The organism is Sporosarcina sp. P37 (assembly GCF_002109365.1).
In the GTDB taxonomy this organism is placed as follows: Bacteria; Bacillota; Bacilli; order Bacillales_A; family Planococcaceae; genus Sporosarcina.
In genome coordinates, this window is the sequence record NZ_CP015349.1 from 1,178,345 (window position 1) to 1,192,937 (window position 14,593).

Here is a 14,593-nt window from a genome sequence, read left to right on the forward strand (position 1 = left end):
AAAACCATTATTCCCCTGCTTCGTTCGCAAAGTATAATTCTCTGTGCAGGCCGCAGCCTGGGTTGAAACGGGCTTCACAAGCCGGGCATGCGTAGCCACTTTGGAAGTATTCAGTAATCGTCAGTTCATGCCCGCAGTTTCCGCAAAGCACTGCTTTTTCGTCAAATCTATTCACAGGCCATACTGCAGAATTGCCGCATCCTTTTTCTTCGTGGCACAGATGACAAGGATAATAAGTCTGGCAGCAGCAGAATTTGATTGCGATCCGGTCGGTTTCAGCAGCATAATGAATGCATCGGGTTTCGTCATCAACCAGCAATCCCCGAACTTCCGGTGTGTATCTTTTCAAATGGATCAGCTCCTCTTATTCCCATCATAAAAGCAGCGTATGAGAGATGCAATAAAATTACATGTATATAGCAGACAGGGATCTGCAGTTCCGTTTCCCGCAAAAAAAGATGCCCTGGAAGCCATGAACTGACGGCTTGCCGGACATCTTTCGTTACATTTCTTTATGTGTAAATGGACATTTTCCTGTTATAGGCACACAATCGTCTCCAATAAAAAACTGTTTCCATTCATTATGTTCGGGATCACCGAAGTGGCTGATGTCGGGATGTTTTGGCAGGTTATCCCACACTTCCACGCGTTCGCGCACTTTTTCCCGGGAATTGATGCCGCCTTTTTCTGTCCCGGTCAGCCCTTTAAATATTTTTCTCGGCTGGAATCCGATGACCATCGCATTTCCTAAATCACGGGTTTTTCTTTGTTTATAAGCCGGCGCATTACCGAATGCAAATATAGGTTCTCCGTGAAAATGAAAGTCCCATAGATAGTGATCGGGATCACGCGGAGCGTCTGCAGGCCATTCCATGGAATCTTCCTCGTGTACATACTGAAGAATATCCCAGAATTGCTTTCGGTAGTCTTCAATGGAACCTTCTTTTTCAAAAGGTTCTACAAACACAAACAAACCGTGCCGTTTATGTTTGGGATTTTCAAAAAGTGTTAAAAATGACTCCAATGCCTGCGGTAAGTTGGACCAGTCATCCTGTGAAATATATGCATACCGCAGTTCGCCTTTATTCTCGCCGGCCATGCCGAAATAACACGGGAAAGTTTTATCCGTCACTATATCGCGAAACGTCTGATACTCCCTGCGAAGCCAGTCGGGCAAATCTTTTCGTTCTTGAAAGTCTTCCTTCGTCAATAAAGCGTTAGATGTTTGTATCAACGTTTTATCCTCCTCTGACAAACTATGCTGTATATCTGTTACCCCAACTCTCCAAAACGAAACATATAAAGGTAGTGGATGTTAATTTATACTCGAATCATAACCTGCAAAATTACAATAGAATACTCATCTATAGCCTATACAGGATACGAAAGATGAGAATTCTTTATGATTTCTTTAGTTAGGTTCTAATAAGACTTCCTCTACATCGCTGCCATCCTGATTGACTCGATACAGGTGATAATCCGGTGTGCGTGCACCGAACTCATGATCTACCATGAAGTATATTTTATCATCAGGTCCGAGTACAGGTTTCGATGCAGACTCTTTCAATGCCGTCAGCTGTTCCGTCTTATACGTTTTCCAATTAAACGTAAAGAGCTCATACTCAAAAATACCATTAGCCCCCGTCCCCGCCACGGCCTGATAGATGATAGTCTGTTTCTCGGGAAGCAGAAGGAAGTCGTATACATCTTCTGCCTCAACAGGACTGCTGATGACTGACGTTTCATTTGGTGTATCCAAAGGAATTTCAAATATCCGATCATTGCTGGTAAATGATATTTCCTCTGTTTCATCGTATGCATCATCATTCGTCTGAATATAAACAGAATTTTTGACAGCAGATACTTGCAGGGAGCCCATACTGTATTTCTTGAAGTCAGTATGCTTGGTATGAAGCTTGTTTTTCATATCGTAGCTGTGTATATCAAAATCATGCGGATGTTTGGACGCAATCGGTGAGTAATTCGTATAGTCATCTGCCTGTAAATAAAAAAGTGTGTCTGGATTTTTTGGATCAAAAGCAATTTCTGTTATGATGTCGGCAGAAGTATAGATCGTTTCGGCGTCTAGTGAATCCAAATCAATCAGATGAATTTCTGAACCATTGTGACCTTCTAAGTCTTTACTCTGTTCAACATAAGCAAGCTTTTTTCCATCTTCCGTGAATATCATATCCGCAATCGCCCGCTCCACAGGCAACTGAATCATCATTTCCTGTCCATTCAGGTGAATTGTGGCTTGACCTTTATGATAAGTAACAGCAGCAATTTCACCAGTTGGAGAGACTGAATAGACATCTGTCATCCCCTCTTGTTTTTCGTTTTCATTTTTATTGAATAATACACCCAATGTAATAAGTACCACAGTAATGATGGCAATAGAGCTTAATATAATGACCAGCGATTTTTTCATAGGACGACTCTCCCTTCTATTCATGATATCCAGATGACGATCACTGCGACTATGCTCAGAAGCTGAAAAGCTGCTACACTGTATGCTGTCTTCTTGCGATGGGCCGCCAATAAGCGAAGCTGTATTGCATAAAGAACAGCCCATATAACTAGCGGAATTGCTAACAGCAGCAATGACGCGCTCATCTCTGCTGCAAATATCATGAATGCCCAGAGTAAAAATAGAGAAAGTGCCATTACCAAAAGACCAACAGTAAGATTGACGAAATGTATTCTTTTTGCATCTTTTTGAAGCGTTTGACTGGATGAGGGATAGTCATAAATAGTCGTGCGATACACCAGAATGATTGAAAATAGTATGATGCCAATCCATAACCAGACTAATATACTGGAATAAGGTGAATCCACATATCCGGCAAGCAAACTTCCATAGATTGCTAAAAGAATGTGCGCAATCAGCAATCCGTTTACCATCAGGCGACGGTTTAATGCCGCCACAGGATGCATTGTTAAAGTCAGAATCGATGCACTCACCAGAACTGCTAAACAAAGCCAGATCATTTCTGCATCTCCTATGATAAATAACTGGAGAAGATAGGTAGAGTAAATAAATAACAGTGAAACACCTGCGAGCCCAATCATCATTTCACGACGGTAAGGATACATCGCATGCTGAAGTTGCTTGCCGACTTCCTTTTCATCACCGAAATTTTCCATGGCCATCTTCATCGCCTCCTCTTCTGGATATCCTTGCTTTTGTAAATCTTCATATGCACAATACAAATGACTGAGTAATTCCTCTTTCAAATCTTCCCGTTCTTCTGCATTACAGTCTGTTTGTTTCACCACTATACTAATAAAACGTTCAAATGCCGGAATCATATCAGACCATCCGAACTTTTATGGACAAGGGCATTCATCCATTCCCAGTTTTCCTGTTTGGTTTCCAGCGCCACGCCGCCTTCATTGGTAAGACGGTAATATTTCCTGCGTCCGTTTTCCCCTTCTTGCCAGTAGGATTGAACCCACCCCTTTTTCTCCAGCCGTTTCAAAGCTGCATATAATGTCCCTTCACTCATCTTATACGTATCATCGCTCAACTCTTTCAATACTTTCACAATTTCATATCCGTATAGATCACGCTGAGCGATCAGCGACAATAAAATCAAATCTATACTGCCTTTCATCATTTCCTGATCCATTTTCTTCACCTCTTTTACTACATGCTAACACGATGTACATCGTAATACAATGCATTAAAAAACACCCTATCGAAAGTAGTTCGATAAGGTGTTGTATTATTGTATAGGTTTCGGATTTTCCTGCAGCTCATCCAGTGTCTGCATAACGATTGTAACTGCCTGACTCAATGCGCTTCCTCCGCCCAGTGCGGCGGCGACACCTACCGCTTCCAATACTTCGCCAACCGTACAGCCATTATCTATACAGCCTTTCGTATGATAGATGATGCAGTATTCACTATGGGCATAGACGCTTACCGCCAGCGCAATCAAATGCTTGTACTTCTGACTGACTTCTCCTTCTTCAAAACATACTTCAGAAAAAGCATGGAATGATTTCATTAATTTTGGCACTTGTTCGCTCATCGCACCCATACCAGTTTTATAATCTGCCAGCACTGCATCTGTAAATGTATAATCTTCCATAAAAATCGCCTCCCGTATTGGCGTAGTATGTCCCCTTTTTTGTTTGCTATGCAGTGATTATGGAAATGATATAGTCAAAGACAAGCCTAGGAGGTGCGTGATGAAAGTTGTGATTACAGGTGATACACATATACCCGGCAGAGGTAAGAATTTGCCGGCACGTTTACTGGCCGAATGCGATACAGCTGACTTAATCTTACATACAGGTGATTGGAAATCGATGGAGGCGGTGCAAATGTTTTCGGAATTTGCGGTAGTTAAGGGCGTATCAGGAAATGCAGATTCTGAAGAAGTCAAAAAGTTATTCCCCTTGCAGCAAGTGATTCAAGCAGGTGATGTGCGAATTGGATTAGTGCATGGGCACGGGGAGAAAAAGACGACGGAGAAACGCGTTATTGAAGCATTTGAAGGAGTGCCTGCCGACGTAATTGTCTTCGGACACTCCCATATTCCTATGCTTCGTTATATGAATAAAACTCTTCTGCTGAATCCCGGATCTCCCACTGACAAACGGAAGCTGCCGCATTATTCATTTGCCATATTGCATATTACCGAAGAAATTCGGGCAGAGCTCGTGTTTTTTAATGATAAAACGTAATGAATGGAATAGTTATTCAGTACGTCCAGCCGCGTGTATATTGAACCGCGGATTCGATTTCGGCACCAAGTTCCTTCGCTGCCCTGTACGGCCAGTACGGATCGCGCAATAATTCCCGTGCCAGCAATACAATGTCTGCACGGTCATTTTGTAAAATTTCCTCTGCCTGAAGTGCGGAAGTAATCAAACCTACAGCGCCTGTCGCAATATTTGCCTTCCGGCGTATCGTATCTGCAAATGGCACTTGGTAGCCAGGGAACGCATGAATCGCTGCGGGCACTACACCACCCGAGCTGACATCGACTAAATCGACACCCTGTTCTTTCATCCAAACTGCCATTTCAGCATATTGTGAAGCATCCATTCCGCCTTCGCGGTAGTCTTCTGCTGAGATTCTGACAAATAGCGGGCCTTCCCAGACAGAACGGACCGCGTCAATCACTTGCCGCAAAATACGGTAGCGGTTTTCTGCCGATCCGCCATATTCATCTTCCCGGCGATTGCATAAAGGGGTCAGGAATTCGTTGAGCAGATAGCCGTGCGCACCATGAATTTCAATAACATCAAAACCGGCCTTTTTTGATCGGATGGCCGCCTGCTTGAACGCTTCGATCGTTTCTTCTATATCTGCCACGGACATTTCTGCAGGTGTTTTGTATTCTTCATTGAAAGCAATCGCACTCGGCGCGTAAATCGTTCCGTCTACTGCTGCTTTTCTTCCCGCATGTGCCAGCTGGATGCCCGTACGCGCTCCATGCTGTTTCATCAAACGGACTAATTCAGCTAATCCTTCCACATGATCATCTGACCAGATCCCTAAATCTTCACTGGAAATCCTTCCTTGGGGCTGCACCGCAGTTGCCTCTACTATTATGAGGCCTACCTGTCCTACTGCACGGGCCGGATAATGAGTTTTATGCCAGTCTTCTACTTTTCCGTCCTGGTTATGCGAAGAGTACATACACATCGGTGACATCGCGATCCGATTTTTGAACTCTACGCCGCGTATGGTATAAGGGCTGAATAATTTTGTCATGAATGATTCCTCCTTCAGTTATTGCTACGGAAAGTATAGCAAACCTGAAGATTTTTTTAATGAATGAGGATTTCCTTAATTACTTTATTCGATTATGAAACAAATGGAAGTTCCGAAACGTATACTGCAGTATAATTGAAATGGAGGTTATGTTTCATGAATCCACTTATTTCGGCATGGACACAGCCAAAAGAAACGATTCGCTATGTTTTAGAATACAAAACTTGGAGTTATAGTTTTTTCATCCTATTCTTATCTTCGGTCAGCATCGGCCTGACTTCGTTTTGGGGAACGGATTTATTACTTGATCTTCCGTTATTCATTATCGTAATCCTTGGTATTCTGTCTGCTTTTATCGGAGGGTTGATCAGTCTGTTTATTGCTTCCGCATTATACACGTGGGCAGGCAAGTGGCTTGGCGGTGCGGGAAATTTTAATGATATGCTGCAGATGGTGCCGATTGCCTCTATACCATATATTTGGATGATGCCTATTTATCTGTTGCTTATCATTTTATTCGGTAAGGATTTATTTATAGATACAGTGAATGCTGCGGAGCCGGCTATATTCTCGACGATATCTGCCGTTTTATTGTTTACGAATTTGCTGACATTAGGAATAGGTATTTTTAGTACAATCATTTTATCCAAGGGAATTGGTATTGTTCATCATTTCTCTTCATGGCGCGGATTCGGTACGGTTATGATTATATTCGGATTCTTTTTGGTGCTGCTTATTCCACTGATCTTGCTGCTGGTGTTTATTTTGTCTGCAGGCGGTATATAGTAAGCAAAAACTCCAGACGGCTTCACATGGGAATCGTCTGGAGTTTTTAGACAAAGCGTATGCAATTTTATTTATTGACCATTTTCATAAATTCTCTCATTAAGCCAGGAAGATCCGGCCAGGCATGTCCTGACACGAGGTTTCCTTCCGTATGAAGATCTTTTTCAATGTATGTGGCGCCTGCTGCTGTAACATCCGGCTTACAGGCAATATAGGCTGTATATTCCCTGCCTTTCATAAGATCAGGAATGACGGATAATACTTGCGCCGCATGACAAACCGCTGCCACGGGTTTATTCTCCTCAAAGAAATGACGGACGATGCCCGGTAATGAGTCATCCAAACGAATATATTCAGGCGCCCGTCCTCCCGGGATAATGAGCGCATCATACTCAGCAGGATTGACATCTTGAAAAGCAATATGTGAATCCAGGCCATACGCAGGCTTTTCTACATACGTTTCCATTCCGTCAACGAAGTCATGTGTAACTGTATATAATTTTTTCACAGAAGGTGAAGCAATAGTCGTGTCAAATCCTTCTTCCAGACAGCGATAATACGGATAGAATATTTCCAGCGCTTCTACGGCATCCCCGCCTAGAATCAATACTTTTTTGCTCATATTCATACACTCTCCCTGTTCTGAATTTTGCTGCTACTTCACTTCTTTCGACAATTCCATAGATAATCCTCTTTCTTTCTGCAAAAATACCCGCGCTATGTATATCTATGGCAAAACAAGCCATAGTACGAAAGAGGAGGGATGACTATGGAGAGAGATATTAGGCATTTGTTCCATAAAGGGACAATCAATGAAGAAATGGGCTTGGAATTTGAAGCCAGTGCCGAAGAAGCAGCACGCGCTAGGGAGAATTCAAGTGGAAAAGAGTATCGCGACGCGCTGAAAGAAGTCTATCGTGCAACAGAAGATAAACGGTCAAAGAAAGAATAATGTTCCCCTTACTACGCGGGCAAAACTCCTGACAGCAATGCAATTGTCAGGAGTTTTTGCCGGCGCTGTGCTGTTTTCGTTTTTGTCTGCTAATCATATACTGCTCAATCATGATTGCGAGAATTGTGCCCGTAATCAATCCGTTAGATAATGTAGAAGCTGCAATGGCTGGAAGTTGGGACAGACTTTCTGCCGGTACGAACATTGTCCCTACACCCACCATCAGCCCGAATGCCACCGCTTGCCGTGCGCGTTCTTTTTCTGGATCGGCATCAAGTTCATCAAACGCCATGGACACCATCTTCGTAAAGATTGCGAACGTCACTGCATAGGCGACAGGAGCCGGCAATGCGGCAAATATGGCCATGACACTAGGGAACAGTGTAATGAGAACGAGCAGCGTACTGCCGATAATAAACGGTTTGATGGAAGGCATTCGTGTTGTGCCGACAAATCCCGCAGAACCTGAAATCGGAACCGAGCCGATTGCGGAAAACACACCCGCTAGCAGATGGATAAATCCTGAAGCGAATGCTCCTTGGCGCAAACGGTCAGGCGGGGTGATATGAAAGGAGTGTTTCAATAAATGTTCCATCACACGAATGGAGGCCAGCATGTTTGCAACTAGCAATAATGTAATGAATACTGCCGTAACGAGAACACCGCTGTCCCACACAGGGTTGCCGTAGACGAACATTTTTGGCAGCTGGATCAGCTGATCTGAAACTTTCGCTACAGCAGGCGTTTTGCCGAGTGCCAGGAAAATCCCCCACCCGAGCGCAATGGATATCAGCACGGCATACTTCGAGACAGACGGACGTTTATTTGCCATCGCAATAAATGTAATCAGCAGAACGATAAGACTCCCGACCGTAATGGCAGGATCCAGATGGTCCCCTGCTTCTTCAACACCCATCATTCCTTTAATGAATGTTCCGCTCAACTGCAAAATCAGCAGCATTAAATAGGTAAATGTAATGGCGGGTGTAAATAACGCCTTCATTTTCGTGATGATGCCAGTGGCCGCTAATATAATAAACAGTATACCGCTGTAAAGCATACCGCTTTGCAGTGCCTGCAGAGCATCTGTTGATGTCGTATAGAAAATGCCGACCATCCCGGCATACACTACATAAATCCCCCACCATAATCCCGCCGGCCCTTCGTTGATTGGCAGCCTGTGCCCGAAAAATGCCTGAATCAGACAGGCGATGCCGAGCAGGAATATTGTTCGTTGCATGAACAGCGATGCGGCCATCGGATCCATACCGAATACATGTGAGATGGCGATGGGTGCTGCAATGGATGAAGCGATGAGAAAGACGGCCCATTGTATGCCGCCTGCCAGATGTTTCATGATGATTCCTCCGATAATGCTTTGCCATTTAGAATTCTTATAGTATACCATGAGAAAAATGTTTTTATCGTATCCGAAAGAAAACAGATAAAGGAACATTCATCAGCTGTAAAGGCAGATGCGTACCACTTATTAAGCACCTGGTGTCAATTTATGCTGCGGAAGGTTGGTAACTCAATATACAAAAGACTGAAGTCAAACCCGCAGTGTGTACGAGTTGGCCTTCAGTCCCTGATATCTATAGACGTTTTACTTATTTACCTTTCGGCTGCAATATAAGCACACGGCTGTCTGGAAGATTCTCTGTCATGAGAGTCTCATGATAGTTGCCGAGTGCCCAGTCTTCTGCCTGGTCGTGGAACCATTTGGATTTCATGTGCCCGCTTTGTCCCGGTCCTACAATGTGGTAGGTTTTGGACAAGTCGGCTAAATCTGCGACGAATCTCCACGAGGCCCCATGGTTGACAGAGCCGTCGTCTTTAAATGCGGCAGCCTGTACTGTAATATTTGAACCGCCGATCGGTTGTTTTTTCGGATTCAATAACTTTTCGAATAAGGGGGATGCGCTTGCCAAAGGATGCGGGAATGTCAGCTGGTGGTAATCTCCCCATGTCCATTTATCCTGATTATCTCCGAAATCATTGGCGATGTTTTTCATCGTGTTCGCGAATGAATCGTAGACCCATTGATCGATCCCCGCCTTCTCTTCAAGCCACACGCTTTCTTCGCCGTTATATCCTTTCCGCAATAATTCATCGGTAATTTGGTTTTTACCCGGCATTAATTGGTAGACATCCGCAGGCATTTCATCACGGAACATATCGAGTTGCAGTTGCTTCATCCACTTATGGAAAATCAAAGGTGCGCTGCTGTCCTGCGAATCCACTTGATCCCATTGCTGCAACATATTCAATGTATCTCTAAATTCTCCTGACTGATCTTTTTTCTGTACAGAATCAATCATGGCATCAAGAAATTCTGCAGCGTAGAGATTTTTTTGATCCATCTGCAGTTTCATCATATCTTCCACAGTAAAGTCATCTTTTTCTCTCAGCACTTCTACAATTCGTTCAAAACGGTATGGCTGTGCCCAAAACTTCGTGATGTGATACGGATAGTTTTCATCCGCCACTTCATTATTGGCAGTGGCGATAAAGCCTTCTTCGGGATTCACTATAGTCGGCAGTTCGTCATATGGCACATAGCCTTTCCAGCCATATTTGGATGAATCACCGGGGACAGCCAATTGTGCATCACCTTGTTTTCGAATAGGTATACGGCCATTTGCTTTATACGCGATCGTGCCGTCTGTGGAAGCAAAAACAAAGTTCTGCGCCGGCGCGTGGAATTTTTCCAATGCCTTCTCAAAACTGTTCCAATCGGAAGAAGTATTCATCTCCATGATTGCTTCCAGCTCTAATGTCGGCTCAAGTGCTGTCCACTGCATGGAAAATGATGCACCTGGGTTTTCTTTCTTATACATGACGTCCGAAATGATGGGCCCATGCCGTGTAACGATGACTTCAAACGGTATTTCTTCTCCGCCTTTGACTTGGATTATTTCGTTACGAATTTCAGCTTTTTCCCATTGTCCATCATACCGGAACAAGCCTTTTTTACTTGGGTGCGGCACTTCAATATACAAGTCCTGCACGTCTGGACCGACATTCGTAACGCCCCATGCGATATCTTCATTATTTCCTAAAATAATGCCAGGTATGCCAGCAAATATTACGCCTTCAACATTCTGCTTCGGTGATTGCAAATGCATCTGATACCAGATGGACGGGGTGCTGAGGCCTAAATGCGGATCGTCTGCAAGCAGAGGTTTGCCTGAAGCGGTCTTCTTTCCGGAAACTACCCAGTTATTACTGCCATTGAATTCAGGCGGTGACAGTTCCGGAAGAAAACGTCCTGCCACTTCTACTGTATGTTCTTTATTTGCCGTCATAATGGATTCAGCGTTTTCGGGATACGTTAGAAATAAATCCTTCATTTTTTCTTCGGGAAATGCATGGATTGCCCAGTGGCGGAATGCCTGAGGCTGCCATCTGCCGCCGAGGTCATAGGCCATATATTTACCGATTGTCAATGAATCCACCGGTGTCCACTCTTCCGGTTCATATCCCAATAGCGCAAATTCATAGGATAATTTTTTTGATGATTTAGCTTCCTCAATGAAAGCATTCACACCTTCCGCATACCAGCCAAGCACTTTCTTCGCATGCTCTCCATAGCCGTCATACGAGGCTTCTGCTGCACTTCGAAGACTGAATGTGCGGAACAGCTTATCCGTATCTACTGCTTTTTCACCAATTACTTCCGCCAGCCGGCCGCTTGCCTGTCTGCGTGCGAGATCCATTTGGAACAATCGGTCTTGTGCCTGTACATATCCTTGCGCCCGGTACAAATCTTCATCCGATGCGGCGTGAATGTGAGGCACACCGTTTTTGTCCCGTGCAACGACTACTTCATCATCGATAAAAGAGACTTGTTGCTCCCCCGCTTCAAGCGGTCTTGACTTCGAGATGTAAGCGTTTGCAAATATTACTGCAATTACTATTATAATTGACAGTATACTCAGTCCCCACAACGTAATTTTTCTTACTTTTCCCATGTGCTGACCCCCTTCTTTACCACTTAGTATACTAGTAAAATTCTAAAATTACTTTAGTTATATTGGTTCAACAGGAAATAACCAAAATGTACAATCTGAACAATTATTGGCTGACGTAATTTTCACGTCATATTCCTATTTAGTTTTGAAGACATACAACGCAAAAAAACATGCTGCCGTCTGCCGGGCAGCATGTTCTTGATTCATTCAGCGGGACTCGAAGATTTTTTGGATGATGTGATTATTATTCGCTTTACCGAAATTTTTGTGTATGCAGCTATTCGGCTTTTCACTCAGAATGGATGCGAAGCTTTTCGCGAGTTCGGCCTCCCCCGCCACATGCACTTCTTTCCATCTGTGTTTCTTTTTCAATGTGCCGACGACAGAGCCCATATCCTTATAAAAGCGGTCTAAGTTTTGTTTCAGGCGTTGGTCAAAACCGTCCGTGTGTCCTCCTACTCCGCGCTGAATGGAAGACTTCACCCCTTTTTGCTCTTTCCAGACGTCAAGGCCTGAATCAAATTCATAGACAGTTTCATCATGAACTCTCCCCATCGCCGTATCCAAAATACGTACATCGCTGTAGCTCGGGAGTATTATTCCCGCTTCTGGATATGCTTGTAACATATACTCCAACTCATTTGTCATCGCCTGACTTTCCCAATGAAAGCTAGTCTTGACCGCAACTTGAACATAATGGACAGACCAGATTTTAGGTTCTGCCGCCGCAAAAATGATGGCCCCTTTTGCCAGATCATTTTGCTTATCTTCAATTTCCTTCATTACATCTTCTTTTACTGAACGGAATGCAGTCAATTCTTTTTCATCGCCTGATGCGACCAAGTATTCATCCAGACGTTTCAATCCCGATTTCAAATGAATTCTCCATGCAGCCTGCTGCTGATCACGATCTGCCGGATTTGTGTTTAAGTATACAGACAGCACGCAACGATCATCACAGCGAAATGCCTTCAACATTTTCAACTCTTCGCTAATGTTCATCCATTCATCCTCCTTATTCCCTCAGACATAGCATGCCCGCAGATATGAATATTAGAACGAAACATCAGCTGTGAATTTTTTCAAAAAGAACAGCCACTCTATTTACAAGTGGCTGTCTGAAAAAATATGCAAATAATTCCGCGGCTTCTTTCTGATGATCTATTTCCAGCACGATCATTCCGCGTTCAACGCATCTGCGTATCACTGCAGCTTGTTCAACAATTCTTTAGTCAGACGGTTCAGTTCTTCTACGTCCACCTTTTCATGCGGAAGATCGTCCACTTCATACTGCTGTTTTACTAACAAAATTCGCTCGACACTTTGGTTGATCCTTTGTTCTGTAATCGTCCCTTCATCTAATGCGTTGTGAAGTGCCGTAAGCACATCCGTTACCGGCTGGTAATCATGGCCGACCAGCAAAATGTCTCCTCCCGCCAAAATGGATTGAATGGCGGCATCACCTATCGAATAGTTTTTTCCGATGGCACCCATAATTAAGTCATCTGTAATGACTACCCCATTAAATTGTAATTCATCACGCAATAGCCCTTGTATCACCGGCTTGGAAAAAGACGCGGGCGTTTTTGGATCATAGGCCTGAACAATCAAATGACCGACCATCACTGCGTTTATACCCTCCTGAATTGCTTCCTTAAAAGGCAGCAGCTCCACGTTCTGCAAACGTTCTTTTGTGTGACGAATTACCGGCAATTCAATATGTGAATCTACACTTGTATCGCCATGACCCGGAAAGTGTTTGACGACGGGTATAACACGCTGAGACTTCATGCCTTTTGCCTGTCGGATTCCCGCTTTACTGACGAGCTTTGCGTCAGAACTGTAGGAACGGTCGCCAATCACAGGATTATTGGGATTGCTGTCCACGTCAAGTACTGGTGCAAAGTCCATATTCAATCCGAAAGCGCTCATCTTGCGGCCTGCTAATTCTCCCGCTTCAAACGCATATTTCCCCGATTCCGCGTTACCGATTTTACGGCTGGAAGGCGACTTCATGATTTCTTTCGGCAATCGCGTCACACGGCCTCCTTCTTCATCCGCACTTATAAACAATGGAGCTTTTGCATCTGCGTTGGCTTGTTTTAATTCATTGATTAAAGTGAGCGACTGTGTGACTGATACGAGGTTACGTTTAAATAAAATAACTCCGCCCACATGCGTTTCTTCTATAAATTTCTTTGCCGCAGAGTCAAGCCGCGGGCCTTGTACACCTATCATAATCAATTGCCCGAGCTTTTCATCCATCCCCATATTTTGTATAACGGACTGTATTTCAGCGCTCTGCTTATGAATGACAGCAATTTGTTCAGCAGTTGCGTCTGCGTCTTCTGAAGCCGAAAAACGTACAGCCAGTTCGTACTCGTCATTCAAATTATAGACGGCAACCCTTTGTTCATCTGATTCGCGGTATTCATCCGGCGCACCCAGCACCTCTTCTGCAGCGGCTTCTGTTATCGTTTCCAATTCAGGATGAGAAGAACGCATTTCGCAGATCAGATTGTTCGCTGTTAAGACCAGTTCAAGCTTAGCTTTTTCATAAATCGCATAGTTTCCGTTATCTGCATGTATTACTTTGTCGGGTTCACCCAGCTCATCGATGACCTGTGGATAGGTGGTCATCCCTGCTTGCCAGCGCTCATCAGACAGCCGTCCTTTTTCAGCCGCTTCACGGGCAGAAATAAGCAATGATTGGATTTGTTCGTTTTGATGTTGTTGTTGATCTGGCTGCAAAACATGTTCGGGCTCTTCATTGGAGCATCCTGTTATGAATAGAAAGAGTGCACTGACGATGAGTAACAGGAAAGTTCTATATACTTTTCGCATAGTCCCACCTCTCCTTTTAGTCATGATAACATTTTTCAGACAACTTCAGGAATTCTCAGGCACCGTATAAAAATTTAGCTTCCGTCCATCTTAGTCAGTAGGAGGTGGATGAATATGACGAATAAAAACAATAAGAAAACGATGAATGAAAGAACGCACAATCCGCTGGGTACGTATCAGAATAAAAACAAAGAAGCAAGCAACAGTAATAATCAGCATCCTGAAGGTTTTTCACAGGAAGAATTCTCTGCAGAATTTGGTTCGAGACCGAGAAATGAGAAAAAGAAGAATAAATAAAACAACTGC

The 14,593-nt window shown here is 43.9% G+C and carries 16 protein-coding genes; 4 read left to right on the forward strand and 12 right to left on the reverse strand.

Annotated elements, in window-relative coordinates; all coding sequences use genetic code 11:
• Positions 1–7: 7 nt before the first annotated feature.
• The 6 genes from SporoP37_RS06195 to SporoP37_RS06220 form a co-directional block, all read right to left on the reverse strand.
• Positions 8–349: a CHY zinc finger protein gene (locus tag SporoP37_RS06195; RefSeq protein WP_231293307.1), complete on the reverse strand. Its 342-nt coding sequence runs from the start codon at positions 347–349 to the stop codon at positions 8–10.
• A 153-nt stretch (positions 350–502) separates the two neighbouring features.
• A complete protein-coding gene (locus SporoP37_RS06200) occupies positions 503–1,234 on the reverse strand; it encodes a YqcI/YcgG family protein (protein ID WP_081242834.1) in 732 nt (243 codons plus the stop codon).
• Between the two features lie 177 nt (positions 1,235–1,411).
• Positions 1,412–2,431 (reverse strand): hypothetical protein, encoded by a 1,020-nt coding sequence (locus SporoP37_RS06205; RefSeq protein WP_085430520.1) that lies wholly within the window; start codon positions 2,429–2,431, stop codon positions 1,412–1,414.
• A gap of 20 nt (positions 2,432–2,451) precedes the next feature.
• Entirely contained in the window at positions 2,452–3,276 is an 825-nt protein-coding gene (locus tag SporoP37_RS06210) for a permease prefix domain 1-containing protein (protein WP_157118620.1), read from the reverse strand.
• A gap of 32 nt (positions 3,277–3,308) precedes the next feature.
• The gene (locus tag SporoP37_RS06215; protein WP_081242837.1) at positions 3,309–3,632 is read right to left on the reverse strand and encodes a PadR family transcriptional regulator; all 324 of its coding nucleotides are present in this window, start codon (positions 3,630–3,632) and stop codon (positions 3,309–3,311) included.
• 96 nt (positions 3,633–3,728) lie between these two features.
• The gene (locus tag SporoP37_RS06220; protein ID WP_081242838.1) at positions 3,729–4,097 is read right to left on the reverse strand and encodes a carboxymuconolactone decarboxylase family protein; all 369 of its coding nucleotides are present in this window, start codon (positions 4,095–4,097) and stop codon (positions 3,729–3,731) included.
• A gap of 100 nt (positions 4,098–4,197) precedes the next feature.
• On the opposite strand from SporoP37_RS06220, the gene SporoP37_RS06225 reads away from it, so the two are divergent.
• Entirely contained in the window at positions 4,198–4,695 is a 498-nt protein-coding gene (locus SporoP37_RS06225) for a metallophosphoesterase family protein (protein WP_085430521.1), read from the forward strand.
• Positions 4,696–4,711: 16 nt separating this feature from the next.
• Here the strand turns inward: SporoP37_RS06225 and namA are convergent, their stop codons facing one another.
• Positions 4,712–5,731 (reverse strand): NADPH dehydrogenase NamA, encoded by a 1,020-nt coding sequence (gene namA / locus SporoP37_RS06230; RefSeq protein ID WP_085430522.1) that lies wholly within the window; start codon positions 5,729–5,731, stop codon positions 4,712–4,714.
• Positions 5,732–5,887: 156 nt separating this feature from the next.
• Between namA and SporoP37_RS06235 the strand changes: the two genes are divergently transcribed.
• Complete coding sequence (locus SporoP37_RS06235; protein WP_085430523.1) at positions 5,888–6,517, forward strand: YIP1 family protein; 630 nt, start codon at positions 5,888–5,890, stop codon at positions 6,515–6,517.
• Positions 6,518–6,584: 67 nt separating this feature from the next.
• Here SporoP37_RS06235 and SporoP37_RS06240 read toward each other — a convergent pair whose 3' ends face one another.
• The gene (locus tag SporoP37_RS06240) at positions 6,585–7,139 is read right to left on the reverse strand and encodes a DJ-1/PfpI family protein (RefSeq protein ID WP_085431704.1); all 555 of its coding nucleotides are present in this window, start codon (positions 7,137–7,139) and stop codon (positions 6,585–6,587) included.
• 147 nt (positions 7,140–7,286) lie between these two features.
• On the opposite strand from SporoP37_RS06240, the gene SporoP37_RS06245 reads away from it, so the two are divergent.
• Positions 7,287–7,469, forward strand: coding sequence for a hypothetical protein (locus SporoP37_RS06245; protein ID WP_085430524.1), 183 nt, complete (start codon positions 7,287–7,289; stop codon positions 7,467–7,469).
• Positions 7,470–7,515: 46 nt separating this feature from the next.
• Here the strand turns inward: SporoP37_RS06245 and SporoP37_RS06250 are convergent, their stop codons facing one another.
• The 4 genes from SporoP37_RS06250 to nagZ form a co-directional block, all read right to left on the reverse strand.
• Entirely contained in the window at positions 7,516–8,826 is a 1,311-nt protein-coding gene (locus SporoP37_RS06250) for a purine/pyrimidine permease (protein ID WP_085431706.1), read from the reverse strand.
• 253 nt (positions 8,827–9,079) lie between these two features.
• Positions 9,080–11,443, reverse strand: coding sequence for a penicillin acylase family protein (locus tag SporoP37_RS06255; protein ID WP_085430525.1), 2,364 nt, complete (start codon positions 11,441–11,443; stop codon positions 9,080–9,082).
• Positions 11,444–11,650: 207 nt separating this feature from the next.
• Positions 11,651–12,445: a VLRF1 family aeRF1-type release factor gene (locus tag SporoP37_RS06260; RefSeq protein WP_081242844.1), complete on the reverse strand. Its 795-nt coding sequence runs from the start codon at positions 12,443–12,445 to the stop codon at positions 11,651–11,653.
• A gap of 201 nt (positions 12,446–12,646) precedes the next feature.
• Entirely contained in the window at positions 12,647–14,287 is a 1,641-nt protein-coding gene (gene nagZ, locus SporoP37_RS06265; RefSeq protein WP_158233615.1) for a beta-N-acetylhexosaminidase, read from the reverse strand.
• A 114-nt stretch (positions 14,288–14,401) separates the two neighbouring features.
• Here nagZ and SporoP37_RS06270 point away from each other — a divergent pair, with 114 nt between their 5' ends.
• Complete coding sequence (locus SporoP37_RS06270; RefSeq protein WP_081242846.1) at positions 14,402–14,584, forward strand: hypothetical protein; 183 nt, start codon at positions 14,402–14,404, stop codon at positions 14,582–14,584.
• Positions 14,585–14,593 lie beyond the last annotated feature (9 nt).

Bases quoted from the DNA above. Each gene is read 5' to 3' on its own strand.
- SporoP37_RS06205 (WP_085430520.1), bottom strand. From the start codon at position 2,431: ATGAAAAAATCGCTGGTCATTATATTAAGCTCTATTGCCATCATTACT.
- SporoP37_RS06215 (WP_081242837.1), bottom strand. From the start codon at position 3,632: ATGGATCAGGAAATGATGAAAGGCAGTATAGATTTGATTTTATTGTCG.
- SporoP37_RS06220 (WP_081242838.1), bottom strand. From the start codon at position 4,097: ATGGAAGATTATACATTTACAGATGCAGTGCTGGCAGATTATAAAACT.
- SporoP37_RS06225 (WP_085430521.1), top strand. From the start codon at position 4,198: ATGAAAGTTGTGATTACAGGTGATACACATATACCCGGCAGAGGTAAG.
- namA (WP_085430522.1), bottom strand. From the start codon at position 5,731: ATGACAAAATTATTCAGCCCTTATACCATACGCGGCGTAGAGTTCAAA.
- SporoP37_RS06235 (WP_085430523.1), top strand. From the start codon at position 5,888: ATGAATCCACTTATTTCGGCATGGACACAGCCAAAAGAAACGATTCGC.
- SporoP37_RS06240 (WP_085431704.1), bottom strand. From the start codon at position 7,139: ATGAGCAAAAAAGTATTGATTCTAGGCGGGGATGCCGTAGAAGCGCTG.
- SporoP37_RS06245 (WP_085430524.1), top strand. From the start codon at position 7,287: ATGGAGAGAGATATTAGGCATTTGTTCCATAAAGGGACAATCAATGAA.
- SporoP37_RS06250 (WP_085431706.1), bottom strand. From the start codon at position 8,826: ATGAAACATCTGGCAGGCGGCATACAATGGGCCGTCTTTCTCATCGCT.
- SporoP37_RS06255 (WP_085430525.1), bottom strand. From the start codon at position 11,443: ATGGGAAAAGTAAGAAAAATTACGTTGTGGGGACTGAGTATACTGTCA.
- SporoP37_RS06260 (WP_081242844.1), bottom strand. From the start codon at position 12,445: ATGAACATTAGCGAAGAGTTGAAAATGTTGAAGGCATTTCGCTGTGAT.
- nagZ (WP_158233615.1), bottom strand. From the start codon at position 14,287: ATGCGAAAAGTATATAGAACTTTCCTGTTACTCATCGTCAGTGCACTC.
- SporoP37_RS06270 (WP_081242846.1), top strand. From the start codon at position 14,402: ATGACGAATAAAAACAATAAGAAAACGATGAATGAAAGAACGCACAAT.